This window comes from Actinomadura chibensis NBRC 106107, from assembly GCF_001552135.1.
In the GTDB taxonomy this organism is placed as follows: domain Bacteria; phylum Actinomycetota; class Actinomycetes; order Streptosporangiales; family Streptosporangiaceae; genus Spirillospora; species Spirillospora chibensis.
Genome location: NZ_BCQP01000083.1, coordinates 1 through 24,698 on the forward strand (window position 1 = coordinate 1; position 24,698 = coordinate 24,698).

The window sequence follows — 24,698 nt, forward strand, 5'->3', positions numbered from 1 at the left end:
GCGGCGCGGCGCGCCGCCGCTGAACCTGCCGTCGCGGGCGCTCGGCGACCGCGGCAAGGAAGGCGGCAGCGGTGGCGGTGTGAGCGGCGGTGTCGGCGGCGGCGTGAGCGGTGGCGGCGGCGCGGGCGAGCCGGTGGGCGCGCGGCCCGGCGGCGGGAAGCCGTCCACGGGCACGGGCGGCGGGACCGTCCGGCCGACGTCCTGGTCCGGACGCGGCGGCAACAGCGGCGGCGTCAGCGGCGGCAACGGCGGAAGCGGCAGCGGCGGCTCAGGGTCCGGCGGTTCCGGCAGGTCGGGCGGCTCGGGCGGTGGGTCGGGCGGCGTCTCGGGCGGCGGCAACGGCTCCGGTAGCGGCTCCGGGAACGGCGGGGGCGGCGGCTGGTTCGGCGGACGCTCGTCCGGCGCGGCGGAGCGCGGCCGCGGCCGCCCCGGCGGCGGAAACAGCGGCAACAGCGGCGGTGGCGGTAGCGGCGGCGGGTCGGAGCCCGAGTCGAACGTGCCGCGTCCGCGCGGGAACACCGGCGGCACCCCGCCGCGCAGCGGACCCGGCGGCGGGCAGACGCCGCCGCCCCTGTGGGGCAGGCGCGGCTCCGAGGCGGGCCCGCCCATCCCGTTCTGGCTGCGTCCGGTCGACCGGGACGAGTGATGAACCTGAGCGAACGCCAGCGCAGGCTGCTGTTCGGCGGGCTCGTCGTGGTGCTCGCGGTCGTCGGCGTCTACCTGACCGTGGCCGGGCCGGGCGACGACGACCACGGCGAACCGGACGCCCGCCCGCGCCCGACGGTGACGGCGACCGGGCCCGCGTCCCCGCCCCCCGGCATCCAGGGCACGGTCGACCCGAACTCCTTCGACGTCTACCGGCTGCTGCCGTTCTCCCGGGAGGAGTTCGCCACCGCCGCCGACCTGGCCGGACGGTTCGTCGCCGCGTACGGGACGTACCGCTACGACGAGCCCCCCGAGACCTACGCCGCCCGCCTGACCGCCCTCACCAGCGGCGACCTCGGCACGCAGCTCGCCCGCGACGCGTCCACCCCCGGCATCCTGGAGGAGCGGCGCCGCGAGCAGGTCGTCGCGCAGGGCTCGGCGAGCATCGACCAGGTCCGCGACATCGCCGACAACTCGATCATCTTCGTGGTGACCGGACGGCAGCAGGTCACCAAGGCGGGCAAGACCAGCGGCGACAGCAAGCGGTACGCCGTGACGGTCGCCCGCGACGGCAACTCCCTGAAGGTCTACTCGTTCCAGCCGGCCGACGCGGGGCAGGCGGGTGACACGGGATGAACCGGCGGCTGCTGATCGCCGGCGCGCTCTGCCTCGCCGCGTCCGCGTTCGCCGCGCTGCTGATCGTCCCGGTCCTGTTCGGGACGAGCCGGTTCATGTTCGGCGGCGGCATGGCGGGCGGCGGCGGCTGCGTCGACACCTCCGGCGCCGACGCCCAGCCCGCGGCGGCGACCGACGCGAAGGCCATCCCGGCGAACTACCTCGACCTCTACAAGGGCGCGGGGCGCGCGTACGGCATCCCGTGGAACGTCCTCGCCGGGATCGGGAAGGTCGAGACGGGCCACGGCACGTCCACGCTCCCGGGTGTGAAGAGCGGGGAGAACTACGCGGGCGCGGGCGGCCCGATGCAGTTCCTCGCCGCGACGTGGAAGGCGTTCGCGGTCGACGGGAACAAGGACGGCCGCAAGGACCGCTACGACCCGGCCGACGCGATCCCGACCGCCGCCGCCTACCTGAAGCACAACGGCGCCCCGCAGCGGATGCGGACCGCGATCTTCCAGTACAACCATTCCTGGGAGTACGTGAACCTCGTCCTGGACTGGGCGGAGAAGTACGTCGGCGGCGACTTCAAGGTCGTCCAGGCGAACGGGATCGACTGCGCCGACAACGACCTCCCGCTGAACGCCTCGGAGCTCGTCCGGAAGATCATCACGTTCGCGATGGCGCAGCGCGGCAAGCCGTACGTGTTCGGCGCGAACGGCCCCGACGCCTGGGACTGCTCCAGCCTGATCCAGGCCGCGTACCGGTCGGCGGGCCTCGCGATCCCGCGCACGACGTTCGAGCAGTGGCCGTACGGCGTGAAGGTCGGCAAGGGCAAGGAGCTGCCCGGCGACCTGGTGTTCTTCAACTCCGGACCGGGGACGTCGTCCAACAGCCCCGGCCATGTCGGCATGGTGATCGGCAACGGCAAGATGATCGTGGCGAGCTGCTCGACGTGCGTCCCGGCGATCGGGGTGAAGTCGTACAAGCGGCCCGACTGGGTGGGGGTGACGCGGCCGCTGGCGCGTCCCGACCTGCAGAAGAAGGTCGACGCGCTGGCCGGCGGGTAGCGCGGCGGGCTAGCGGTAGCGGCGCCTGCCGATGACGAGCAGGAGGTCGCGGAGCGCGTCGGCGGCGTCCCGGACGTCGCCCGCCGGGACGCCCGCCATGACCTCCTCGTGCGCGTCGGCGGACGCGGCGAGGGCGCGCTCGGTGACCCGCAGCCCGACCGGGGTGAGCTGCACGAACCGGCTGCGCGCGTCCCCGGCGTTGGCCTCCCGCTCGACGTAGCCCGCCTTCTGCAGCCGCTGCAGGACGTTGCTCGTCCCGCCGGAGGTGAGGAACGCGGACCGGGTCAGCTCGCTCGGCCGCAGCCGGTACGGCTCGCCCTCCCGCCGCAGGACGGTCAGCACCTCGAACTCGGCGTAGGTGAGGCCCAGCTCGGCGAGGTCGGCGCGGAGGGCCTGCTGGAGGAGCATCGTGATCCGCCCGGCCCGCTTGCCGACCTCCAGCATCGCGATGAGCGGCTCGGTGAGGCCGTCCCGCCGCCAGGTCTCGGCGACCGCGTCGATGTCGTCCCGCGCTCCGCCGTCGTTTGCTCGCACGCGCCGAGGATACTCGCTGGCACTATTGCTTTCTAAAAAGCTTCTTTCTAAGCTTTGCCGCATGACGACTTCCATGCTCATCCGGGACGGGCTCGTGATCGACACCGACCCCGTGCCCGCCGTCCTCGGGCGCGCCGACGTGCTCGTCCGGGACGGCCTGATCGCCGCCGTCGGCCCCGGCCTCCACGCCCCGCCGGACGCCGACGTGCTCGACGCGACCGGCCGCCTCGTCCTGCCGGGGTTCGTCGACACGCACCGGCACGTCTGGCAGGCGGCCGTCCGCGCGACGCTGCCCGACGCGACGCTGCCCGCCTACCTGGAGCGGATCCTCGGCGGGCTGGCGCCCCGGTACCGTCCGGACGACGTGTTCACCGGGACGCTCGCGGGCGCCCTGGAGTGCCTCGACTCCGGCGTCACGACGCTGGTCGACTGGTCGAACATCCAGCTTGGGCCGGGCCACACCGACGCGAGCGTCGCGGCGCTGCGCGACTCCGGGATCCGGGCCGTGTTCGGCTACTGCTACGGCGGTGACGGGGACCTCGACGCGCTCGCCGCCGAGACCGCCCGCGTCCGCCGCGCCCACTTCGACGGCTCAGGCGGCTCCGGCGGCTCGGGCGGAACGGTCGGCATGGCCATGGCCGCGCTCGGCCCGGAGATCGCGGGGGAGGAGCGGGCGCTGCGCGAATGGCGGCTGGCGCGCGACCTGGACCTGCCGATCACCGTGCACATGGGCGGCTTCGGGCCGGAGAGCGCCGCCCGCGGCCTGGCCTTCCTCGACGCGCACGGCCTCTGGGACCGTCCGGCGACCTACGTCCACGCGAACCACTACACCGGCGACGAGTTCAAGCGCCTCGCCGCCCACGGCGGGACGTTCTCCGCCACCCCGGCCGTCGAGGCGATCCTCGACATCGGCCCGCCGCCCACCGGACGGGCCCGCGCGGCGGGCGCCCCCACCGGCCTCGGCGCCGACGTCGTCACGAGCGGCCCCGGCGACATGTTCTCGATCATGCGGGCCGCCTACGTCCTGGAGCGCGGCCGCCCCGGCGGCGCGGGCCTCGGCCTCACCGCCGCCGACGTCCTGCGGATGGCGACGATCGAGGGCGCGGAGGCGATCGGGCTCGCGGACGTCACCGGGTCCCTGGCGCCGGGCAAGCAGGCGGACGTGCTCGTCCTGCGCACCGACACGCTGGGCCTCGCGGTGGCGCACGACCCGGTCGCCGCCGTCGTCCTGTCGGCGGACGTCCGCAACGTGGACACCGTGCTCGTCGGCGGCCGGGTGGTGAAGCGCGGCGGGGCGCTGCTGGGCCAGGACGTCCCGGCCCTGCTCACGGCGCTGGCGGAGTCGGCCGGGCGCCTCACCGCCGCCTGACGCCGCGCCCGCCGTTCCGCGCCGCCGTTCCGCCGCCGGACGCGCGGCGGACGGATAATGCGGAGGGGAATGACGGACCGGCGTGGCATGCTGATCCGCGTGGAGCCCGAGACCAAGGAGTCACAGCCGACCGAGGAGTCCGACACGACGACCGAGCCGCAGATCACCGTCCGGGTGGCGGACGAGCTGCTCATGTTCCTGCCCGCCGTCCGCCGCGCGCCGGTGTGCCGCGTGGCCTGCGACGGCACGTCCACGCTGGGGCATCTCGTGGAGTCGCTCGGCGTCCCGCTGCCGGAGGCCGGTCCGATGACGGTCGGCGGCGAGCCCGCCGGGCCGGCCACGCGTCCGGCGCCGGGCGACGAGGTGGCGGTGGCGGCGGTGCCGCGGCCGCAGGCCGTCCCGCTGGAGCCGGGGCAGGTCGCGCCGCGCTTCCTGCTGGACGTCCACCTCGGCACGCTCGCCCGCCGGATGCGCCTGCTCGGCCTCGACACCGCCTACCACAACGACATGGACGACCCGGCGCTCGTCGTCCAGGCGAACGAGGAGCGCCGCGTCCTGCTCACCCAGGACCGCGGGCTCCTGCGCCGCCGGGCGCTGTGGTTCGGCGCGTACGTGCGCGGCTCCCAGCCCGACGACCAGCTCCGCGACCTGCTCGACCGGTTCGCCCCGGTCCAGCGCCCGTGGACGCGCTGCACCGCCTGCAACGGCGAGCTCGTCCCGGTCGCCAAGGAGGAGATCGAGAGCGCCCTCCAGGCGGGCACGCGCCGCAGCTACGACGTCTACGGCCGCTGCTCGGACTGCGGCAAGATCTACTGGCGCGGCGCGCACGGCGACCACCTGGAGCGGATCGTCCGCGAGGCCCGCGCCTGCGCCGCCGCCTCCGGAACCGCCTCCGGAGCCGGGCGGTGCGCGCCGTGATCGTCGTCGTGGGCGCGGCGATCATCTCCGGCGGACGGCTGCTGACCGCGCAGCGCGCCGAGCCGCCGCACATGGCGGGCGGCTGGGAGCTGCCGGGCGGCAAGGTCGACCCGGGGGAGTCCGACGAGGACGCGCTCGTCCGCGAGTGCGAGGAGGAGCTGGCCGTCAAGGTGCGGCTGGAGCGCCGGGTCGGCGGCGACTGGCGGCTCAGCGACAGCGCCCTCCTGCGCGTGTGGACGGCCCGCCTCGTCGAGGGCGAGCCGCGCGCCCTGGAGCACCTCGCGCTGCGCTGGCTGACGCCCGCCGAACTGTACGAGGTCGACTGGCTGCCGGGCGACCGCCCGGTGATCGACGTCCTCGCGGCGGACGCCCCGGCCTACGGCCTCGGCGTCGATCCCGGAGAGTGACGGAGAGAGTGACGGGGGCTTCCTGCCGCGCCGCAGGAAGCCCCCGACGTCTCATCCCTCGATGACGCCCGCGCCCGCTCAGGAGATGCGGTTGGCGCCCGCGAAGTCGGACCGGTCGGACAGCTTGGAGATCTTCACCACATCGCCGGTCTGCGGCGCGTGCAGGAACTTGCCGTCGCCGAGGTAGATCCCCATGTGGTGCAGGTTGGAGCCGAAGTACACGAGGTCGCCGGAGCGCAGTGCGCCGCGCGAGACCTTCGTCCCCATCGCGAACAGGTCGCCGGTGTAGTGCGGCAGGCCCGGCCTGCCGACCTGGGCGTACGCCCAGACGACGAGCCCGGAGCAGTCGAAGCCGCTCGGCCCGGCGGCGGCCCACACATACGGCGAGCCGATCTTGGTGAGCGCCTTGCGGGCCATCTTCGCGGGCAGGTCCGAGCCCTTGACGGTCGCGCTCAGGCCGGTGCGCGGGTCGCGGACGTGCGTGGTGGTGAGCTTGTCGAGCCGCTTCATCACCTCGGCGACCTTGGCGCGGGCGGCGGCGCGGGCCTGCTTGGCGTCCTCCGCCGCCTTCTTGACCTGCGCGGTCTTGGCCTCCGCCGCACGCTGCGCGGACTCGGCCTGGTCGATCTGCTTCTGCAGCGCCTTCACGGCCGTGGCCTGGTTCTGCGCGAGGAAGGCGCGGTCGGACAGGCCGTCCGGGGAGCCGCTGGAACCGAAGATCGCGTCGGGTGCGCCGGTCATGTAGTTCGCCGCGGCCAGTTGCCCGAGCCGTTCCCGCGCGGGCGCGGCGGCGGCGCGCAGCCGCGCGGCCTCGGCGGCGGCGGCGCGCTGCGCCTGCATCGCCTTGCCCAGGTCGACGCGGGTCTTGTTGTACTTCTCGGTGAGGATCTCGGCCTCTTCGTTCAGCGCGTCCAGGCTCTTGCGAAGGCCCTTCTCCGTCGTCGGCGCGGGGCTCGGGGTCGCGGCGGCGGTGAGCGCGGCCACGGGCGCGGCGTGGGCGGCGACGGGCGCGGCGGCGCCGAGGCCGATGACGAGCAGCGTGGCGGCGGTGGCGGCGGGCGTGATCCGCCGCCGGTGCGGAGCCGGTGTCAAACCGGTGCTCTCCTCTCCTCGCGCGCCTACCGGGTTAGCTGACGGGTTCGGGCCAGGAGTCGCCCTACGGCGCGCCCTCGCGGGGCGCGTCGATTCACCCCGGGGGGGTTGGGTCCCCGGTTCTCCCGGCGTGCGGGAGATTCGGCGCTCCGGCCGCAGCCCCGGGGGGTGGGACTCCGGACGGCCGGATCTCGGGCAGATTACAAAGGATCGGCAAAGTTGGCGAATCGGCCCGGCCACGGCGGGCCGGTCCGAACGCCCCCGCGGACCGTTCCCGGACGGCCCGCGCGGCCCGTGCGCCGGGGCGGGCGGCGCACGCGGGGAAGTAGAATGGGTGGCTGCCGCCTGTCTGCGGTGAAACCCGAACTCTCACGCAAGGCGAACCCGCATGCCCATCTCCACGCGCGACGACCTCCGGAACGTCGCGATCGTCGCCCACGTCGACCACGGCAAGACGACGCTGGTCGACGCCATGCTCTGGCAGTCCGGCGCCTTCCGCGAGAACCAGGACGTCGACGACCGGGTGCTCGACTCCAACGACCTGGAGCGCGAGAAGGGGATCACCATCCTCGCGAAGAACACCGCCGTCCGGCACAACGGGCTGACCATCAACATCATCGACACCCCCGGCCACGCCGACTTCGGCGGCGAGGTGGAGCGCGGGCTGTCCATGGTGGACGGCGTCGTCCTGCTGGTGGACGCCAGCGAGGGCCCCCTCCCGCAGACCCGGTTCGTGCTGCGCAAGGCGCTCGGGGCGCGGCTGCCGGTGATCCTCGTGGTCAACAAGACCGACCGCCCGGACGCCCGCATCGACGAGGTCGTCGACGAGACCTACGAGCTGTTCATGGACCTCGACGCCGACGAGGAGCAGATCGACTTCCCGATCGTGTACGCGTCCGGACGCGCCGGCCGCGCCTCGCTCGACAAGCCCGCCGACGGCGAGATGCCGGGCAGCGCCGACCTGGAGCCGCTGTTCAAGGTCATCACCGAGACGATCCCGGCGCCGTCCTACGACCCGGACGCGCCGCTCCAGGCGCACGTCACGAACCTGGACGCCTCCAGCTACCTCGGCCGGATCGCGCTCTGCCGCGTCCACGCCGGGACGATCAAGAAGGGCCAGCAGGTCGCCTGGTGCCGGCACGACGGCAGCGTCGAGAAGGTGAAGATCGCCGAGCTGCTGATGACGGAGGCGCTCACCCGCAAGCCCGCCGAGGCGGCCGGGCCGGGCGACATCATCGCGATCTCCGGCATCCCCGACATCATGATCGGCGACACCATCGCCGACCCCGACGACCCGCGCCCGCTCCCGCTGATCACCGTGGACGAGCCCGCGATCTCGATGACGATCGGCACCAACACCGGTCCGATGGCGGGACGCGAGAAGGGCACCAAGGTCACCGCCCGCATGGTCAAGGACCGGCTCGACCGGGAGCTCGTCGGCAACGTGTCGATCAGGGTGCTGCCGACCGAGCGCCCGGACGCGTGGGAGGTGCAGGGCCGCGGCGAGCTGGCCCTCGCGATCCTCGTCGAGAACATGCGCCGCGAGGGCTACGAGCTGACGGTCGGCAAGCCGCAGGTCGTCGCGAAGACGATCGACGGGAAGAAGCACGAGCCGGTCGAGCGGCTCACCGTCGACATCCCCGAGGAGCACCTCGGCGCCGTCACGCAGCTCCTCGCCGTCCGCAAGGGCCGCATGGAGCAGATGACGAACCACGGCACCGGCTGGATCCGGATGGAGTTCCTCGTCCCGGCGCGCGGCCTGATCGGGTTCCGCACCGAGTTCATGACCGAGACGCGCGGCACCGGCATGGCGCACCACGTGTTCGAGGGGTACGAGCCGTGGTTCGGGGAGCTGCGGACGCGCCCGTCCGGCTCGCTCGTCGCCGACCGCGCGGGCGCCGCCACCGGCTACGCGATCACGAACCTCCAGGACCGCGGCACGTTCTTCGTCGGGCCGACCACCGAGGTGTACGAGGGCATGATCGTCGGGGAGAACTCCCGGTCCGACGACATGGACGTCAACATCACCAAGGAGAAGAAGCTCACGAACATGCGGTCGTCCACGGGCGACGAGCTGGAGCGGCTCACCCCGCCGCGGCTGCTCTCCCTGGAGGAGGCCCTGGAGTTCTGCCGCGAGGACGAGTGCGTCGAGGTCACGCCGACCGCCGTCCGCATCCGGAAGGTCGTCCTGGACGCCAAGGAGCGCGAGCGCATGCGCGCCCGCTCCAAGCGCGCCGGATGACCCGCTGAACGCGCCGAAAGGGGCGGCCCGCCGATCCGGCGGGCCGCCCCTTTCGCTCTGCTCGTGCGCTGCTAGTTGAGCTGGACGGTCCCGGTGACGTCGGCGGCCAGGCGGAGCTGGTCGCCGTCGCGGAGCGGGGCCTCCACGCCGCGGGGGAGGCGCTCGCCGTTGACGAACGTCCCGTTGGTGGAGCCCTCGTCGCGGACCCACGCCGTCCCGGACGGGTCGAGCCACACCGTCGAGTGGCGCCGCGACACGTTGTCGTACTGCGTGAACGTGGACGCGACCGGGGACTGGCCCGCGTCCCGTCCGAGCACGAGGTGCTGGCCGACCGACACCTTCAGCTCGCCCGTCGGGAACTGCACCCGCAGGACGGGCGTGCCCTTCTGCGGCAGCGGACGCAGGCACGAGTCGCACTGCGCGGCACCCGGGTTGGACAGCACCGCCTCGCAGTACGGGCACATGAACGCCGTGCTGTCGGGCTGGCGGGGCTGGTTGTGGTCGGCCGGGAGCAGGGTCGCCTCGCGGCCGTGCGGCGGCATCGGCGGCTGCCCGTGCTGCTGCTGGCCGTGCTGCTGCGGCGGCGGACCGAACGGGTCGCCGCCGGGCCCCGGCTGCGGCGCGCCGTACTGGTCCTGCCCCGGCGGGCCGTACTGGTCCTGCCCCGGCGGGCCGTACTGGTCCTGCGGCGGGCCGCCGAACTGGTCCTGCTGGGGAGCGCCGAACTGGTCGTGCTGCGGCGCGCCGCCGCCGTACTGGTCCTGCTGCGGCTGCCCGTAGTGCTGGTCGCGCGGCTGCTGGTACTGGTCCTGCGGCGGCGGGAACCCCTGGTCGGGCTGCGGATAGGGGTCGGACATCGGCGCCTGCTGCTGCGGCGCGCCCCACGCGTCCTGCTGCGGCTGCTGTTGCTGCTGGGGCATGCCCCACGGGTCGCCGGGCGGCTGCTGCATCGGCTGCTGGCCGCCGGGCTGGCCGCCGTGCTGCTGTGGCGGCTGGCCGTACTGGGGCTGCTGCCCGTGCTGAGGCTGCCCGTGCTGGGGCTGTCCGTGCTGGTCGGGAGCCTGCTGCTGGGGGGCGCCCTGCTGGGGCATGGGCGGCTGGCCCCACGGGTCCTGCTGCTGCTGCGGCTGGCCCCACGGGTCGGACGACTGCCCGGGCCCGGGCTGGCCCTGCTGCGGCGCCTGGTGCTGGGGAGCCTGGTGCTGGGGCGCTTGGCGCTGCGGCGCGCCCCACGGGTCCTGCTGCTGCGGCTGGCCGTACTGGGGTTGGCCCTGGCCCTGCTGCGGCCCGCCGTACGGCTGGCCGCCCTGCCGCTGCCCCTGCGGCGGCGGGTAGCCCCGCTGCGGGTCGTCGTACCCGCCCGGCGCCTGCCGCTGGGCCCCGCCGGCGCGCGCCAGGTTGGCGCCGCAGCTCATGCAGAGAAGATCGCCCGGCTGGAACGGTTCGTCACAGACAGGACAGTTCAAGGTCGCCATGACACATCCCCCGAGCGCACCCCGGCGCGGTCGAGCCTCGACGTGAGGTGATCCATGTCACCCCTTCGCGGGATCCCGATGTAGTACACCCGCCTTCCCTCCGGCCCTTCGTCCACGGACACCTGTACTCGGGGCCCTGTAGCTTCTCCAGTCTTCCCGTCGTCGGCCAGTGCTCCGTACCGTTCCCGCCCCAGCGGGGAGAGCGGCACGACGCGCTGGTTGGCCGACCCCCTCCAGAGTAGAGAGCCTCTCTCGGAGTGTCGCCCCCCCGGGTTGAGCCGGTCGACGTACGGCCCCGCGATCACGGCGTCGCACATGTCCAGGATCTCGCGCGCCTCACGGGTGCGGGACAGCCGAGAGTACACATATCCGCTGTAGACCAATATGTCCAATGTCATCGTCTCACGGTCGGGGCCGTCCCGCCACGCGCGTATCCCGCGCAGCAACGCGGCCAGCGCCGCCGGCTGCTGGAACGGTTCGCCTCCCGAGATCGTGACACCGTCGACCGGTCCGGGGAGGGATTTCAGCCACCCGAGAACGGCCTCGACGGGGACGGACTTCGCCGGGTCGGCGTCCCACGTGTCCCTGGACAGGCAGCCGCGGCAGTGCAGCGTGCAGCCCTGCGTCCAGACGCCCGCGCGGGTGCCGGGGCCGAGTGTGGTCACCGGGTAGTGCGCCTTCGCCAGCAGCAGCGCCGGGACGTCCGGCCCGGACGTCCCGGGCGCACCGGCGGGCCCGGCGGGCCCGGCGCCGGAGGTCACTGGATGTCCAGATGGACGATGCTGCCCTCGCGCCGGATGCCGGTCACCGTGATCTCCTCGTCCGGCGTCAGCTCCCGGTCGAACAGCGCCCGCGCCAGCGGGTTGACGAAGACCGACTCCAGCGCCATTCCGATGCCGCGCCCGCCCTTGTCCAGCTCCTCGGTGCACCAGGCGCGCAGCGTCGTCAGCGCCTCGCCCTTCACCGTGAGGCGTAGCCGGTGCTCGTCGGTGACGCGGCGGCAGATGTTGGCGAACTGGAGGTCGAAGATCTTCTGCGCGGCCTCGTCCGAGATGAAGTCGAACACCACGATGTTGTCGCCGAACCGGTTGAGCAGTTCGGGACGGTTCAGCACCTCGGTGAAGTGGTCGGCGACGGCGCCCTTGATGCGCTGCTCCACCTCGTCGTAGGTCATGCCGGGTGTGATGTTCTGCACACGGTTCGGCGACGCGTGCGGGGAGAGCGGGGACGGGTCGCGCGCCGTGAGGTCGCGTCCCGGCACGTACATGCCGAGGTTCGACGTGAAGATCAGGATCGACTCGGAGAAGTGGACGGTGTTCCCGCGCCCGTCGGTGAGCCGCCCGTCCTCCAGGATCTGGAGGAACTTGTCGAGGATGCGCGGGTGCGCCTTCTCGATCTCGTCGAACAGGATGACGCGGAACGGGTCCTCGCGGACGGCGTTGGTCAGCTCGCCGCCCGCCTCGTGGCCCACGTACCCGGGCGGCGACCCGATCAGCCGGTCGCCGGAGCCCTCGCCGGAGAACTCGCTCATGTCGAAGCGCAGGTAGGCGGACTCGTCCCCGAACACCAGCTCGGTGATCGCCTTCGCCAGCTCGGTCTTGCCGGTGCCGGTCGGGCCCGCGAAGAACAGCACGCCGCGCGGGCGGCTGCCCGACCGCGTCGCCTGCGCGCCGGACAGCCCGAGCACCGCGCGCTTCAGGATGTCGAGCGTCTTCGTGACGGCCTGCGGCTGCCCGATCACCCGCTCCGGGACCCGCTTCTCGCCCTCCAGCACCCGGCGGCGCAGATGGCCGCGGCTCCACGGGTTGTCGAGCACGCCGAGCTTGTAGGTGCGGACCGCGTCCGGCAGGTCGGGCAGGTCGACGCTGCGCTCCTTCGCCAGCCGGGTCACCTCGATCATCGACTGGAGGGTGAGCCCGTCGGCCTGCTCGGCGAACGCGTCGCAGGCCGCGGCGGCGGTCTCGTCCGCGCCGACGTCGGTCACCCCGAACGCGCGGGCGAGCAGCCGGGCCGTCTCCTGCCGGTCGCCGAGGTGCGGGCGCGGGATCGTGATCTCGCGGATGTTCTCGTTGTCGGTGGTCAGCCAGGGCGGCAGGTCGCCGGGCCGCTCCACCAGCCACACGACCGGGTTGTACAGCGGCTTCGGCCGCGGCCCCGTCACCCGGACCGGGCGCGCGCTGCGCGACAGCTTCGCGCAGAACCGGAAGAAGTCGCGCTCGCCGGGCTCCAGGTCGGTCGGGGTGCGCGCGATCCGGGACGCCGAGTCGATCACGAACGCGGCGCGGATGTTCTCCTTCGGGCGCGTCAGCGCCGCCAGGTGCCGGGTCAGCGCCTCCAGGGACGGCTTGTCGTCCGCCTTCACCTTGCCGAGCAGCCGCTCGGCGGCGCGGACGCCCTCGTCGCCCGCGTCGGGATCGCCCGCGTCAGGGATGATCTGCAACCCGTCCACCGGGTCGTACACCACCATGAAGGACGCGCCGCTGGACCGGAGCGTCTCCCACAGCAGCGCGCGCAGCGGCAGCAGCCGGGCGGGGCCGACGCCGTCCAGCGGCGGCGCGAGGAAGCTGTCGTACAGGTTGCCCGACAGGACGTACTGGGAGTGCACCGAGAGCGTCGCGTCCAGCTCGCGGATGAACGGCGGCCAGCCCTGCAAGCGGCCGCCGAGCGTCGGCGATTCAATGCTCATGCGTACTCCCCGTCATGGCTCCCCGTCGTGCCCTCTTCCGCGCCGCCCGCCTTCCGCGCCCGCGAGAGATCACTCACTTGTGACGCTCCCGGCCGCGCTCGCGTTGCCCCGCACGGGCCCTAGTCTGCCGTGACCTGGCCGAAACCGGCAGCTCGCGGACCCCGGGGTCGAGCCGCCACGCCACCTCGGAGCTGATGCCGACGCCCGCGAGGCGGGCGCGGGCGGCCTCGAACTCGGCGCACCACTCCTCCTCGCGCTCGACGTCCACCCGCCGGTCGTCCTCGCTCTCGGCCGGGCGCTCGCGCACCATCGACGCCCGGACGTGCGCCGCGTCGTCCACCCGCATCCGCACGCTGTGGTCGGGCCACGCGCCCTTCGTCAGCGTGACCGTGCCGTCGTCGGCGGTCAGCGTCTCGAACCCGGCCTGGACCTCGTAGCCCATGTCCTCGAACGCGGCGGTGATCGAGTCGAGCACGTAGCGGCGTTCGGCCTCGGCCTGCTCGGCGGCGTCGCGCTCGGCGGCGCGGCGGCGCTCGTCCGCGCGGCGGCGCTCGGTGCGGCCGTTCGCCTCCTGGATCCGCAGCCGCACCTCCTGCAGGACGGCCTCCGCCTCCTCCTGCGTCCCCGCGCCGACGAGCAGCCGCGCCGCCGCCGCGACGGCCCGCCGCTCCTCCTCTGAGGCGTCCGGAAGCAGCCGCGCCATGATCCGTTCGAGGTCCGCCTGGACGGCGCCGCCGTCGTCCGCCCGGCGCGCCTCCCCGCGCGCGTCGGCCCGCACGTCGGCGCGCAGCGACTCGGCCGGGACGTCGAAGATCTGCGCGCTGACCTCGGCGGCGAGGTGCTCGGACAGGCGGCGCTCGGCCTCGTCCAGGAGCGGGTCGGTGGCGGCGCACCAGGCGGTCAGCTCCGCCGCCGGACGCTCGTCCGGCATCAGGCGCTCGGGCAGCGGCACGTCCGCGCCGAGCTTGGAGCGGGTCTCGGCGAGCGCCGCGATGCGCGCGTTGCGCGCCACGACCTCGCGCAGCGCCCGCTCCTGCGACCGGACCTCGGCGAGCGCCGCCGCCCGCGCCTCGGCACGGCCCTCGGCGAGCGCGGCGAGCGCGTCCGCGCCCCGGCCCGCCAGCCCGGCGCCGCGTCCCAGGACGCGGTTCATGCCCAGGGTGAGCACCACCGCCGCGTCCAGCGCGATCTCGGCCTCGACACCGCTGCTCACAGCTTCCCTCCGCCGTTTCCGGTTCCGCCGATCCTCGACTCCCGCCAGCGGTGCAGCCGCATGCCCGCCGTGACCGCGTGCGCGAACGCGGCGGCCGCCATCGCGAGCAGCCACAGCAGCGACCCGATCGGGGTCACCGCGCCGAGCAGCAGCAGGACGAGCAGCAGCGGCACGATCCCCGCGATCAGCAGGAGGCCGCAGCCGGGACGCCCCGTCCGCCGCGCCGCGCCCGGCATCGACCGCGACGCCCGCGACACCCCGGACAGTACCCGTCCGCCCGCAGCGAGCGCCTTCGCGAAGAACGACCACGGGCCGTGCGGCAGGTAGTCGGCGCCCTGCCGGCGCGCGAGCGCCACTTCGCTGCCGCACTGCACCGCCCACACGAGCACCGACGCCGCGACCAGGACGGCGAACGGCATCCCGGACGTGTTCGAGGACCCGCCGACCGAGGTGGTCTTGGCGTCGCCGCCGCCGCCGAACAGCACGTCCGCGATCCAGCTTCCGAGCAGCCAGAACAGCAGGAGCGGCAGCGTCCAGAGGACGGCGCGGGCCATCGCCGAATTGGTTCCGGCGAGCCGGAGCCGCTCCCGTTCGGCCCACTGGGCGCGGAGCTCCTCGTCCCGCCGCGCGGCGGCGAGCCGGTCGCGCGCCCGCGCCTCCGCCTCCACGACGGCCTCCGGCGCGGCCAGCGACAGGGCGAGCAGGCGGAGCGGGTCGTCGCCCGCGCCGTCCGCCATCCAGGTGAACCAGGGCGGCGGGTCGGCGACGGACGCGCGGGCCCGCGCCGCGCCCTCGGCCAGCCGCGCCCGCGTCTCGGCCGGACGCGCGGCGAGCGCCAGCAGGGTGAGCAGGACGGTGGGCGGGTCGTCGGCCGCGGCGTTCGGCAGGCGCGCGGCGAGCCCGGCGGGCGTCGCGTCCTGCGCGCGCAGCCAGCCGGCCAGCTCCGTCCAGGTCGTCGCGTGGGCGCGCCACTGGTCGTCGATCCGGGACAGCTCGCGTCCGCCGTCGAACCCGGCGAGCACCCGCAGGAGGCCGCGCTCCCACAGGTCGCGCCCGATGCGGCAGGCGAGGCGGTGGTCGGGGTGGCGGCGGTCGGCGGCGAGGACGGCGAGGTTCGGCAGGTCGCCCGCCGTCAACCGGCGGCCCAGGTAGTGCGGCGGCAGCTCCGGGTCGAGCCAGCGCACGAGGTGCAGCAGCTTCACGTCGGGCGGCAGCGGCGACCCGAGCCGCTCGTCGAGCAGCTCGGCGCGGCCGTCGTCGCCGTGTTCGGAGGGCAGCCGTTCCAGCCATTCGCGCAGGCTTCGCCCGGCCGGGCCGGACCCGCCGCGCTCGAAGAAGTGCCGCGCGGCGTCGTCCCAGTCCGCGACGAGGGCGCGGGCCAGCTCGTCGCGGCGGGTGAACCGGGCGCCCTTGAAGTCGAGGCCCGCGCCGGCCGGCGCGTCCTCCTCGGCGACGGGCGGGGCGCCGCCGTCCAGCCACTCCTCGACCTGCGCGCCCGTCCACCTGCGGCGCGGGTCGCGGGTCAGCAGGCCCCGGCACAGCAGCCGCAGCCGCGGGTCGGCGACGTCGTCCGCCGACACCGGGCGCGTCGCCAGGTGGTCGACCACGACGGTCTCGCTCAGCCCCTGGAAGGGCGGCCGCCCCGTCGCCAGCTCCCGGACGATCATCCCGAGCGACCACCAGTCGCGAGCCGGGGACACCTGCCCGGACAGCGACTCCGGCGCCGCGTAGGCCAGCGTCCGCGACGACGACGCGAAGACGACGCTCTGGTCGAGCACCTTGCTCAGCCCGAAGTCCGCGATCGCCAGCTTCACCGGCTCCGCCCGCAGCACGAGGACGTTCTCCGGCTTGAGGTCGCGGTGGACGATGCCCGCCCGGTGCAGCGCCGTCAGGCCCGCCGCGAGCTGCGCCGCGATCTCCGCCGCCGTCTCCGCCGGGAGCGGGCCCGCCCCCATCAGCGACCGCAGGTTGCCGCCCGGGGCGTAGGCGGCGACCTCGTAGTCGCGCCCGTCGGCGTGGCCGGTCTCCAGGATCCGCAGGACGTGCGGGGAGTCGAGGGTGGGGAGCTTCGCCCACACGTCCCGGTCCGCGCGGTACCCGCGGCGGAAGATCTTCGCCACGTACGCGTCGCCGTGCTCGTCGCGGACGAGCAGCAGGTCCGATTCGGCGCCCTGCACCGGCAGCTCGCCGACCGCCTCGAACCGCTCGCCGAGCACCGCCGGGAGCCGCAGCAGCGAACCGCCGGGCGCCGCGCCCTCCCGCCGCGTCTCGGTGGCCGGACGCGGCCCGGGCACCCGCCGGTCGCGGCGCGTCCCGTCGTCGCGCCGGGTGTCCCGGGGGGTTCCGGAACCGGGTTCGTCGAACTCGCCCACGTGCGCGGCCCCGCCTACAGCTTGTCCTTGATGACCCGCAGGTACTCGGCCTGCTTGAAGCGGACCACGACGGCCTCCATCAGGACCCTGGTCAACAGCATCTGCAGCAGCCAGACGAACGGCGTGACGAGGACGGCGATGAGGCCCGAAAGCCAGGCCTCGCCCTGGAAGAGCCAGATGCCGAAGAAGAGGATGGCCAGGCACTCCAGGGTCACCACGATCAGCGTCAGGACGTAGATGGCCTTGACGAGGCTCGGCGTCACCAGCGCGTTGAAGTCGGTTTCGAGGAGGGCGCCGAGCACGCCCGGCCTTCTCTGCCCCGACGGCGCCCACTCCTGCTGACCTGGTGTTCCCCCGGGGCCCGCCTGCCCTGGGCCCGACTGCCCGGGGGGCGCGTACCCGGGGTTGGAGTATCCGGGGGCGGCCGGGCCGGGCGGACGTGGGCCGGGGACGGGCCCCGGCTGCTGCGAACCGGGCGGTGGACCGTAGGCCCCGGACGGATGGCCGGGCGCATCCGGGCGCGGGGGTTGACCGGGGTCCGATGGGTGCGTCATCGCCGTCGTCTCCAGGGTTTGGCCGTCTACACAAAGACTCTAGAGCCTGCCGTCCGCCCGCGCCGGAACCGTTCGCGTAGCGGTGGGGCGCTGCCCTCCCCACCGCCCGGCGGTTATTGTGCGGGGGCCGTGCAACGGGTCGGGATCGGGGCGTGGGGTCGATGGTCGTCGCAGTGGTGTCGGCGCTCGCGGGGCTGGCCGCCGGGCTGCTCCTCGCGCCGCTGACCGCCCCCTTCGTCGGGGACGTCCCGCCCCGCCGGACGCCGGTGGCCCTGGCCACCGCCGCCGCCTTCGGGCTGCTCGGCTGGCGCGTCGGGCTTGAGCCTGCGCTGCCCGCTCTGCTCTACCTCGCCGCGGTCGGCGCGCTGCTCGGCTTCGTCGACGTGAAGGTCAAACGGCTGCCGGACCGGTTCACGCTGCCGTCCTATGGCGTCGCGGCGGCGCTGCTGGCCGCCGCCGCGCCGTTCACCGAGAGCGGCCTCCGCCATTTCCTGCACGCCCTTCTCGGAATGGCGGCGATGTTCGCGCTGTATCTGCTGCAGGCGTTCATCACGCCGTCCGGGGTCGGGCTGGGGGACGTCAAACTGTCCGGCGTGCTCGGCCTCTGCCTCGGCTGGTTCGGCCTGGACGCCTGGGTCTTCGGCCTTCTGGCGACCTATCTCATCGGCGGCGCGGCGGGCATCGCGATCCTGATCGTCCGGCGGGACCGCAAAAGCGAGTTCGCCTTCGGACCGGCCATGCTCGTGGGCGCCCTGCTCGCCGTCCTCGTCCTCCACCCCTAGCGCGCGACGGCGGGCGGGTCAGTCGCGGCAGGGGTTCTGCCCGCCCTGGACGCCGCCGCCGATCTTGTTGATGGCGGGCGGGGCGAGCCGCAGCCCGGTCGCGCCGATCACGAGGCGGACGCCGTCCGCCGGGGCGGCCGCGTCGGCGGTGAGCAGCGCGTCCGGGACGTCGCGCGCGAGCGCCGACGCCTGCGCCTCCGCGGCGGCCCCGTAGACGATGCGGCTCTCCGGCGCGGCGGCGCCCTGCTCGACCTTCTTCGCGACCTTGAAGCCGCGCTGCCTGAGCTGCCGGACGACGCGCCGCACGAGCGGGTCCGGCCCGCCCGCGTCCACGACGGTGACGTTCACCTTGCCGGGGGCGGGCGGCGCCTGCTTCGCCTGGACGGGCTTGGCGGGCTCGGCGGGCAGGTCGTTGTCGTGCTTGACGGCCTCGAACAGCGGCTTCGCCAGCTCCTGGTTCCACTGGACGCGGTTCGGGTCCGGCGCGTACCGCTCGACCGGGACGGTCACGAACCGCACCTGCCCGGCGCTCATCCCCTTCAGCCCGTCCGCGAGCTTGCGCATCGCGGACAGGTCGAGGTCGTCGTCGGTCGTCACCGACTTCGTCGCCGCCTTCAGGAACTTGTACGTCTTGGCGGGGTCGCTCAGGACGGAACCGCTGGTCGCCTTGTCGACGACCGCCGCCATGAACTTCTGCTGCCGCTCGATCCGTTCGAGGTCGGACCCGTTCCCCAGCGAGTAGCGCGCCCGCACGTACCCGAGCGCCTGCTCGCCCTTGACGGTCTGCTTCCCGGCCTTCAGGTACAGCTCGGCGCGCGGGTCGTTCACCGGCTTGTCGACGCAGATCTGGACGCCGCCGAGAGCGTCCACCATCCGCTTGAACCCGGAGAAGTCGACCTGGACGAAATGGTCGATGTGGATCCCGGTCAGCGACTCCAGCGTCTTCCACGTGCAGGTCGGGCCCGCGTAGGCGAACGCGGCGTTCAGCATCCCGAACTGCGCGGGGACCGTCCCGCCCTTCTCCTTCCTGCACTGCGGGATCTTCACCATCGAGTCGCGCGGGAAGCTGATCCCGACCGCCTGGTCCCGGTTCGGCGACAGGTGCAGGATGATCGCCGTGTCCGAGCGCGCGCCCGACATCCCGGCGGCCGCCCCGTACCGCGCGTTGTCGCCCTCCCGGGTGTCGGACCCGATCAGCAGGATGTTCAGCGACTTGTTCAGCTTCTTCGGACGGTCCGCGCCGAGCTGGTCGTCGACGTTCTTCTTCTCGATCCCGCCCATCAGGTCGTGGTAGAGCCAGGCCGCCCCGGCCCCGCCGGCGAGCAGGACCACGGCGGCGCCGAGCGCGGTCCACCGCAGGACCCGCCGCGACCGCCGCCGCCCTTTCTCCGGAGCGTCCGCGGCCTCGGTGTCCGCCCCGGCATCCGCGGTGGTCGCCTTGCTGGTCGCCTCGGTGTCCGCTGGCGCGGCATCCGGCTCGGGCTCGGGGTTCTCGTCGCTCATCGGTCCCGTCTCGGGCCAGGCCCTGGTCCAGGGCGCGGTCTTCGTGGTTCGCCACTCCAAGGAGGCGGCGGGATTCACGGCGGTGCGTGCACCTCCGCCTGTTGGATGCGCGAGCCGCCATTTTTGTTGACAACCACGCGGAAATCCTGGCATCCGCCTGGGACGCGTCCGGCCGGAGCCCCGGCCATGCCTTACCGCACTCGTCTCGATTCCGCCCGGCAATAACGACTGGTTATGGATGGCGGTCGGCTCCCACCCCCGCTCAGGCGGCTAAAGTCTGTGGTCAGACTCACAGACGGGTCTGCCTGTTATGTATGTCACAGCCACCGGAAGGTGGCGTAAGGTCGCTTCGCTGGAAGCGCACACGAGGCGTCACCGCCCGCATGCGACCCGCCGCCGGGAGCGGCCCGCGCCGGGGCGCGCGGCCCCGCGCGCGACGGCCGCACGGGTGCGCTCAGACCGTGATGCGGGGACACGACGACCCGAGCTCAGGAGAGCGATCGATGAGCACTGTGGAGGCGCCGGCGAAGTCGCGCGCCCAGATCAAGGAACGCACGCTCCGGAAGGACAACTGGCGCCTGTATCCGGTCACGACCTTCGTGATCTTCACGGCGTGGGTGGTGTACGCGACCGTCCGGGCGTTCTGGGGCTCCGCCTTCTACGTCCCGGAGTTCCACTACCTGACGCCGTTCTACTCGCCGTGCCTGAACGAGATCTGCAACAACGTGACGGTGGACGGCCACACCGGCGACGCGGCGGAGTTCGGGACGTTCCTCCCGGCGGGCACCCGCGGCTGGATCCCGTTCGCGGCGATCTCGCTGCCGTTCCTGCTGCTGTTCCGGCTGACCTGCTACTACTACCGCAAGGCGTACTACAGGTCGTTCTGGCAGTCGCCGACCGCGTGCGCCGTCCGCGAGCCGCACGGCAAGTACACCGGGGAGCGGCGGTTCCCGCTGATCGGGCAGAACCTGCACCGCTACTTCTGGCTGGCGGCCGTGCTGATCTCCCTGATCAACACGTGGGACGCGGTCCGCGCCTTCCACGGCAAGGACGGCGGGTTCGGCATCGGGCTCGGCACGCTCATCCTCGTCGCGAACGTGGTGCTGCTCTGGCTCTACACCCTGTCCTGCCACTCGTGCCGGCACATCGTCGGCGGACGGTTGAAGAACTTCTCCAAGCACCCGTTCCGGTACCGGATGTGGGGCTGGGTCTCCAAGATCAACGAGCGGCACGGCACCTACGCCCTCATCACCCTGGGCTCGCTGGTGGTGGCCGACCTGTACGTCGCGCTCGTGGCCGGCGGCACCTTCTCCGACCCGCGAATCTTCAACTGAGGCCAAGGAATCATGACTGAGATCGAGAGGCACTCGTACGACGTCGTGGTGATCGGCGCCGGCGGCGCCGGGCTGCGCGCGGCGATCGAGGCGCGCCTCCAGGGCAAGAAGACGGCGATCATCTCCAAGTCGCTGTTCGGCAAGGCCCACACGGTGATGGCCGAGGGCGGCGCCGCCGCCGCGATGGGCAACGTCAACGCCAACGACAACTGGATGGTCCACTTCCGCGACACCATGCGCGGCGGCAAGTTCATGAACAGCTGGCGGATGGCCGAGCTGCACGCCAAGGAGGCCCCGGAGCGGATCTGGGAGCTGGAGCACTGGGGCGCGCTGTTCGACCGCACCAAGGACGGCAAGATCAGCCAGCGCAACTTCGGCGGCCACGAGTACCCGCGCCTCGCGCACGTCGGCGACCGGACGGGCCTGGAGCTGATCCGGACCACCCAGCAGAAGATCGTCGCCCTCCAGCAGGAGGACCACGCCAAGCACGGCGACTACGAGGCCCGCCTTAAGGTGTGGGCCGAGACGACCGTGACGCGCCTGCTCAAGGACGCCGACGGACGCATCTGCGGCGCGTTCGGCTACGTCCGCGAGACCGGGAAGTTCGTCGTGTTCGAGGCGCCCGCCGTGGTGCTCGCGACGGGCGGCATCGGCAAGGCGTTCAAGGTGACGTCCAACTCCTGGGAGTACACCGGGGACGGGCACGCGCTGGCCCTGCTGTCCGGCGCGACGCTGCTGAACATGGAGTTCGTCCAGTTCCACCCGACCGGGATGGTCTGGCCGCCGTCCGTCAAGGGCATCCTCGTGACCGAGTCGGTGCGCGGCGACCGCGGCGTCCTGCGCAACTCCGAGGGCAAGCGGTTCATGTTCGACTACATCCCGGAGGTCTTCAAGGACCAGTACGCCACCACCGAGGAGGAGGGCGACCGCTGGTACGACGACCCCGACAACAACCGGCGCCCGCCCGAGCTGCTGCCCCGTGACGAGGTCGCCCGCGCGATCAACTCCGAGGTCAAGGCCGGGCGCGGGTCCCCGCACGGCGGCGTGTTCCTCACCGTCGTCGACCGGATGCCGGGCGGCGCGGCCGAGATCGTCCGGCGGCTGCCGTCGATGTACCACCAGTTCAAGGAGCTGGCGGACGTCGACATCACCAAGGAGCCGATGGAGGTCGGCCCGACCTGCCACTACGTGATGGGCGGCGTGGAGGTCGACCCCGACACGGCGGCGGCGAAGGTCCCCGGCCTGTTCGCCGCGGGCGAGGTGTCCGGCGGCATGCACGGCTCGAACCGGCTCGGCGGCAACTCGCTGTCGGACCTGCTGGTCTTCGGCCGCCGGGCCGGGCTCGGCGCGTCCGAGTACGTCGACGCGCTGGCCGCGCGGCCCGCCGTCCCGGAGTCGGAGGTCGAGGCGGCGACGGCCGAGGCGCTCGCCCCGTTCGAGCGCAAGGACGGTGAGAACCCCTACACCGTCCACGCCGAGCTGCAGACGACGATGAACGACCTGGTCGGCATCATCCGCAAGGAAGAGGAGCTGAAGCAGGCGCTGGAGGCGCTCGGCAAGCTCCGCGAGCGGGTCGCGAACGTCAGCGTCGAGCCCGTCGCCGTGAACGACGGCCGCGGCTACCACCCCGGCTGGCACCTCGCGCTCGACCTGCGCAACATGCTGCTCGTGTCGGAGGCGGTCGCGAAGGCGGCGCTGGAGCGGGAGGAGAGCCGCGGCGGCCACACCCGCGACGACCACCCGGGCATGTCGGCCGAGTGGCGCAAGGTCAACCTCGTCTGCAGGCTGGCGGGCGACCCGTCGTCCCCGCACGTCGAGCTGGTCCGGCAGGACATGGTCCCCATGCGGGACGACCTGCTCGAACTGTTCGACAACGACGAGCTGAAGAAGTACCTGACCGCCGAGGAGCTGCCGGCGGGCCTGGCCGAGGAGGTCAAGACCGAGCAGGCGGAGGCCGCCGCCGGGTCCGGCGCGACCGCGGCCGCGGACGACGAGGAGGGCGACCGATGAGCTACGAGGCCAAGTTCCGGGTCTGGCGCGGTGACGACGGCGACGGCGAGCTCACCGACTACACGGTCGAGGTGAACGAGGGCGAGGTCGTCCTCGACATCATCCACCGGCTGCAGGCCACGCAGGCGCCCGACCTCGCCGTCCGGTGGAACTGCAAGGCGGGCAAGTGCGGCTCGTGCTCGGCCGAGATCAACGGCATGCCGAAGCTGATGTGCATGACGCGGATGTCGACGTTCGAGCCGGACGAGACGGTCACGGTCACCCCGGTCCGCACGTTCCCCGTCATCCGCGACCTCGTCACGGACGTCTCGTACAACTACGAGAAGGCGCGCGAGATCCCGTCGTTCGACCCGGGCGACGCCAAGCCCGGCGAGCTGCGCATGCAGCAGGTGGACGTGGAACGGTCGCAGGAGTTCCGGAAGTGCATCGAATGCTTCCTGTGCCAGAACGTCTGCCACGTGATTCGTGACCACGAAGAGAACAAACCGGAATTCTCGGGCCCGCGCTTCCTGATGCGGATCGCCGAGTTGGAGATGCACCCGGCCGACCAGGCCGACCGGCGGCAGATCGCGGCGAAGGACCACGGCCTCGGCTTCTGCAACATCACCAAGTGCTGCACCGAGGTCTGCCCCGAGCACATCAAGATCACCGACAACGCGCTGATCCCGATGAAGGAACGGGTCGTCGGACGCAAGTACGACCCGGTCGTGTGGCTCGGCAGCAAGCTCGGCATCGTGAAGAAGGGGCAGGACACACCGTCCGCCTAAGATGGCCTGACCTGGGACGATGTCCTCGCGAACGCCCCCCGCCGCCCCGCGCGACGGGGGGCGTTCGCGGTTCCGCCGCGGGAGTCGGCGCTCTGGCTTGCGGCGCTCCCGGAACACGACGGGCGGCGTGCCCCCGGGCCGCCGCCCGTCGTTCCGCCGCTCGCCACAGGCGATGAACGGGACGCCGGCCGGCCTTCCGGCCGTACACGCCATGTCCCACCCTCGCCCGCCGCCCACGGGGTCGAAAAGGCATTTGTGCACAGAGCGTGTGATTAAACCGTGATTGTTTCCCTGGACCACGGGACGGCCCGGTCCCTTTAGCGTGGTGGCATGAACGCCCTCGAAACGGGTTCGTTTCTCGCCGAGCTGACCCCGCTGGAACGCGCGGAACTGGAGGCGCGCGGCCGCGTCCGCGACTTCGAACGGGGGGAGACGCTCTTCGTGGAGGGGGAGCGGCCGGGCTGGGTCGCCGTCCTGCTGAAGGGGCGGGTCAAGGCGTTCTCCTACCGCGAGCAGGGCGGGGAGGCGCTGCTCGCCGTCCGCGGCCCGGGCGCGCTGCTCGGCGAGGTCGCCGCGATCGACGGGCTGCCGCGGTCGGCGTCGGTTGAGGCCCTCGAACCGGTGCGGGCGCTCGCCGTCACGGCGGAGGAGTTCATGGCGTTCCTCCAGCTCCACGGCCGGGTGTCGGTCATCATCATGCGGATGCTGTGCCAGCGGTGGCGCGACGCCGACCTCAAGCGCGCCGAGTTCGGCATGTTCGACGCCACCGGACGGGTCGCGCAGCGGCTCGTCGAGCTGGCGGAGCGGTTCGGCGTCCCCTACGAGCGGCGGCCGGGCCCGGCGGCGCCCGGGGAGAGCGTCCGCATCACGCTGAACCTGTCGCAGGAGGAGCTGGCCGGATGGGTCGGCGCGTCCCGGGAGGCGGTCAGCAAGGCGCTGCGGACGCTCCGCGCGCACGGCTGGATCGAGACGGGGCGGCGGCGGCTGATCGTCCACGACCTCCAGGCGCTGCGCAGGCACGCCCGCTGAAGCTCCCGTGCCCGGCTGTGGGCTGGGCTTTCGCGCTCGCGGCGACGCGCTGGCCGCGACCCGGTTCGTACCGGCCGCCCG

20 protein-coding genes, 1 pseudogene and 1 riboswitch are annotated in these 24,698 nt (G+C 73.3%); of the genes and pseudogenes, 12 read left to right on the forward strand and 9 right to left on the reverse strand.

Annotation, left to right across the window (positions count from 1 at the left end):
* From ACH01S_RS44735 to ACH01S_RS38495, 3 genes and pseudogenes are all read left to right on the forward strand, one after another.
* Nucleotides 1-646: pseudogene (locus ACH01S_RS44735) on the forward strand (type IV secretion system protein); the annotation flags it as partial.
* On the forward strand, nucleotides 646-1,281 hold the full coding sequence (locus tag ACH01S_RS38490; protein ID WP_067904349.1) for a hypothetical protein: 636 nt from the start codon (nucleotides 646-648) through the stop codon (nucleotides 1,279-1,281). The pseudogene ACH01S_RS44735 and the gene ACH01S_RS38490, both read left to right, overlap by 1 nt.
* Nucleotides 1,278-2,330, forward strand: a complete 1,053-nt coding sequence (locus ACH01S_RS38495; RefSeq protein ID WP_067904352.1) for a C40 family peptidase — start codon at nucleotides 1,278-1,280, stop codon at nucleotides 2,328-2,330. The genes ACH01S_RS38490 and ACH01S_RS38495 overlap by 4 nt, the downstream gene beginning before the upstream one ends.
* Before the next feature lie 9 nt (nucleotides 2,331-2,339).
* On the opposite strand, the gene ACH01S_RS38500 is transcribed toward ACH01S_RS38495, so the two are convergent.
* Nucleotides 2,340-2,864, reverse strand: coding sequence for a MarR family winged helix-turn-helix transcriptional regulator (locus ACH01S_RS38500; RefSeq protein WP_067904354.1), 525 nt, complete (start codon nucleotides 2,862-2,864; stop codon nucleotides 2,340-2,342).
* Between the two features lie 61 nt (nucleotides 2,865-2,925).
* Between ACH01S_RS38500 and ACH01S_RS38505 the strand changes: the two genes are divergently transcribed.
* From ACH01S_RS38505 to ACH01S_RS38515, 3 genes are all read left to right on the forward strand, one after another.
* Nucleotides 2,926-4,233 (forward strand): amidohydrolase family protein, encoded by a 1,308-nt coding sequence (locus tag ACH01S_RS38505; RefSeq protein ID WP_067904357.1) that lies wholly within the window; start codon nucleotides 2,926-2,928, stop codon nucleotides 4,231-4,233.
* A gap of 69 nt (nucleotides 4,234-4,302) precedes the next feature.
* Nucleotides 4,303-5,151, forward strand: coding sequence for a Mut7-C RNAse domain-containing protein (locus ACH01S_RS38510; RefSeq protein ID WP_281289187.1), 849 nt, complete (start codon nucleotides 4,303-4,305; stop codon nucleotides 5,149-5,151).
* Nucleotides 5,139-5,558 carry a (deoxy)nucleoside triphosphate pyrophosphohydrolase gene (locus tag ACH01S_RS38515; RefSeq protein ID WP_067904360.1) on the forward strand — a complete coding sequence of 140 codons (420 nt, stop codon included), beginning with the start codon at nucleotides 5,139-5,141 and terminating at the stop codon, nucleotides 5,556-5,558. The genes ACH01S_RS38510 and ACH01S_RS38515 overlap by 13 nt, the downstream gene beginning before the upstream one ends.
* 78 nt (nucleotides 5,559-5,636) lie before the next feature.
* Here ACH01S_RS38515 and ACH01S_RS38520 read toward each other — a convergent pair whose 3' ends face one another.
* Nucleotides 5,637-6,650 (reverse strand): C40 family peptidase, encoded by a 1,014-nt coding sequence (locus tag ACH01S_RS38520; RefSeq protein ID WP_067904362.1) that lies wholly within the window; start codon nucleotides 6,648-6,650, stop codon nucleotides 5,637-5,639.
* A gap of 7 nt (nucleotides 6,651-6,657) precedes the next feature.
* Nucleotides 6,658-6,807, reverse strand: a riboswitch (cyclic di-AMP (ydaO/yuaA leader).
* A gap of 231 nt (nucleotides 6,808-7,038) precedes the next feature.
* On the opposite strand from ACH01S_RS38520, the gene typA reads away from it, so the two are divergent.
* Complete coding sequence (typA, locus tag ACH01S_RS38525) at nucleotides 7,039-8,892, forward strand: translational GTPase TypA (RefSeq protein ID WP_067904363.1); 1,854 nt, start codon at nucleotides 7,039-7,041, stop codon at nucleotides 8,890-8,892.
* Between the two features lie 71 nt (nucleotides 8,893-8,963).
* Here typA and ACH01S_RS46600 read toward each other — a convergent pair whose 3' ends face one another.
* The 6 genes from ACH01S_RS46600 to ACH01S_RS42960 all read right to left on the reverse strand — a co-directional run bounded on the left by ACH01S_RS46600 (nucleotide 8,964) and on the right by ACH01S_RS42960 (nucleotide 16,940).
* Nucleotides 8,964-10,307, reverse strand: coding sequence for an FHA domain-containing protein (locus ACH01S_RS46600; protein ID WP_148344317.1), 1,344 nt, complete (start codon nucleotides 10,305-10,307; stop codon nucleotides 8,964-8,966).
* A gap of 47 nt (nucleotides 10,308-10,354) precedes the next feature.
* Nucleotides 10,355-11,128, reverse strand: a complete 774-nt coding sequence (locus ACH01S_RS38540; RefSeq protein ID WP_246236625.1) for a 4Fe-4S single cluster domain-containing protein — start codon at nucleotides 11,126-11,128, stop codon at nucleotides 10,355-10,357.
* Complete coding sequence (locus ACH01S_RS38545) at nucleotides 11,125-13,053, reverse strand: AAA family ATPase (protein ID WP_067904367.1); 1,929 nt, start codon at nucleotides 13,051-13,053, stop codon at nucleotides 11,125-11,127. The genes ACH01S_RS38540 and ACH01S_RS38545 overlap by 4 nt, the downstream gene beginning before the upstream one ends.
* Before the next feature lie 73 nt (nucleotides 13,054-13,126).
* Entirely contained in the window at nucleotides 13,127-14,266 is a 1,140-nt protein-coding gene (locus ACH01S_RS38550; protein ID WP_067904370.1) for a response regulator receiver protein, read from the reverse strand.
* Entirely contained in the window at nucleotides 14,263-16,638 is a 2,376-nt protein-coding gene (locus tag ACH01S_RS38555) for a serine/threonine-protein kinase (RefSeq protein WP_067904374.1), read from the reverse strand. The genes ACH01S_RS38550 and ACH01S_RS38555 overlap by 4 nt, the downstream gene beginning before the upstream one ends.
* A 14-nt stretch (nucleotides 16,639-16,652) precedes the next feature.
* Nucleotides 16,653-16,940, reverse strand: a complete 288-nt coding sequence (locus tag ACH01S_RS42960; protein ID WP_083981630.1) for a DUF4282 domain-containing protein — start codon at nucleotides 16,938-16,940, stop codon at nucleotides 16,653-16,655.
* Nucleotides 16,941-17,353: 413 nt separating this feature from the next.
* Here ACH01S_RS42960 and ACH01S_RS38565 point away from each other — a divergent pair, with 413 nt between their 5' ends.
* Nucleotides 17,354-17,974, forward strand: a complete 621-nt coding sequence (locus tag ACH01S_RS38565) for a prepilin peptidase (protein ID WP_067904436.1) — start codon at nucleotides 17,354-17,356, stop codon at nucleotides 17,972-17,974.
* 18 nt (nucleotides 17,975-17,992) lie between these two features.
* Here the strand turns inward: ACH01S_RS38565 and ACH01S_RS38570 are convergent, their stop codons facing one another.
* Nucleotides 17,993-19,477, reverse strand: coding sequence for an LCP family protein (locus ACH01S_RS38570; protein WP_148344318.1), 1,485 nt, complete (start codon nucleotides 19,475-19,477; stop codon nucleotides 17,993-17,995).
* A gap of 503 nt (nucleotides 19,478-19,980) precedes the next feature.
* Here ACH01S_RS38570 and sdhC point away from each other — a divergent pair.
* From sdhC to ACH01S_RS38590, 4 genes are all read left to right on the forward strand, one after another.
* Nucleotides 19,981-20,811: a succinate dehydrogenase subunit SdhC gene (sdhC, locus tag ACH01S_RS38575; RefSeq protein WP_067904390.1), complete on the forward strand. Its 831-nt coding sequence runs from the start codon at nucleotides 19,981-19,983 to the stop codon at nucleotides 20,809-20,811.
* Nucleotides 20,812-20,823: 12 nt separating this feature from the next.
* The gene (locus ACH01S_RS38580; protein WP_083981632.1) at nucleotides 20,824-22,821 is read left to right on the forward strand and encodes a fumarate reductase/succinate dehydrogenase flavoprotein subunit; all 1,998 of its coding nucleotides are present in this window, start codon (nucleotides 20,824-20,826) and stop codon (nucleotides 22,819-22,821) included.
* Complete coding sequence (locus tag ACH01S_RS38585) at nucleotides 22,818-23,588, forward strand: succinate dehydrogenase/fumarate reductase iron-sulfur subunit (protein ID WP_067904392.1); 771 nt, start codon at nucleotides 22,818-22,820, stop codon at nucleotides 23,586-23,588. Before ACH01S_RS38580 ends, ACH01S_RS38585 begins: the two co-directional genes overlap by 4 nt.
* A 330-nt stretch (nucleotides 23,589-23,918) precedes the next feature.
* Entirely contained in the window at nucleotides 23,919-24,617 is a 699-nt protein-coding gene (locus ACH01S_RS38590; RefSeq protein WP_067904395.1) for a Crp/Fnr family transcriptional regulator, read from the forward strand.
* Nucleotides 24,618-24,698 lie beyond the last annotated feature (81 nt).

Bases quoted from the DNA above. Each gene is read 5' to 3' on its own strand.
- ACH01S_RS38490 (WP_067904349.1), top strand. From the start codon at position 646: ATGAACCTGAGCGAACGCCAGCGCAGGCTGCTGTTCGGCGGGCTCGTC.
- ACH01S_RS38495 (WP_067904352.1), top strand. From the start codon at position 1,278: ATGAACCGGCGGCTGCTGATCGCCGGCGCGCTCTGCCTCGCCGCGTCC.
- ACH01S_RS38505 (WP_067904357.1), top strand. From the start codon at position 2,926: ATGACGACTTCCATGCTCATCCGGGACGGGCTCGTGATCGACACCGAC.
- ACH01S_RS38510 (WP_281289187.1), top strand. From the start codon at position 4,303: ATGACGGACCGGCGTGGCATGCTGATCCGCGTGGAGCCCGAGACCAAG.
- typA (WP_067904363.1), top strand. From the start codon at position 7,039: ATGCCCATCTCCACGCGCGACGACCTCCGGAACGTCGCGATCGTCGCC.
- ACH01S_RS46600 (WP_148344317.1), bottom strand. From the start codon at position 10,307: ATGAGCTGCGGCGCCAACCTGGCGCGCGCCGGCGGGGCCCAGCGGCAG.
- ACH01S_RS38545 (WP_067904367.1), bottom strand. From the start codon at position 13,053: ATGAGCATTGAATCGCCGACGCTCGGCGGCCGCTTGCAGGGCTGGCCG.
- ACH01S_RS38565 (WP_067904436.1), top strand. From the start codon at position 17,354: ATGGTCGTCGCAGTGGTGTCGGCGCTCGCGGGGCTGGCCGCCGGGCTG.
- ACH01S_RS38570 (WP_148344318.1), bottom strand. From the start codon at position 19,477: ATGAGCGACGAGAACCCCGAGCCCGAGCCGGATGCCGCGCCAGCGGAC.
- sdhC (WP_067904390.1), top strand. From the start codon at position 19,981: ATGAGCACTGTGGAGGCGCCGGCGAAGTCGCGCGCCCAGATCAAGGAA.
- ACH01S_RS38580 (WP_083981632.1), top strand. From the start codon at position 20,824: ATGACTGAGATCGAGAGGCACTCGTACGACGTCGTGGTGATCGGCGCC.
- ACH01S_RS38585 (WP_067904392.1), top strand. From the start codon at position 22,818: ATGAGCTACGAGGCCAAGTTCCGGGTCTGGCGCGGTGACGACGGCGAC.
- ACH01S_RS38590 (WP_067904395.1), top strand. From the start codon at position 23,919: ATGAACGCCCTCGAAACGGGTTCGTTTCTCGCCGAGCTGACCCCGCTG.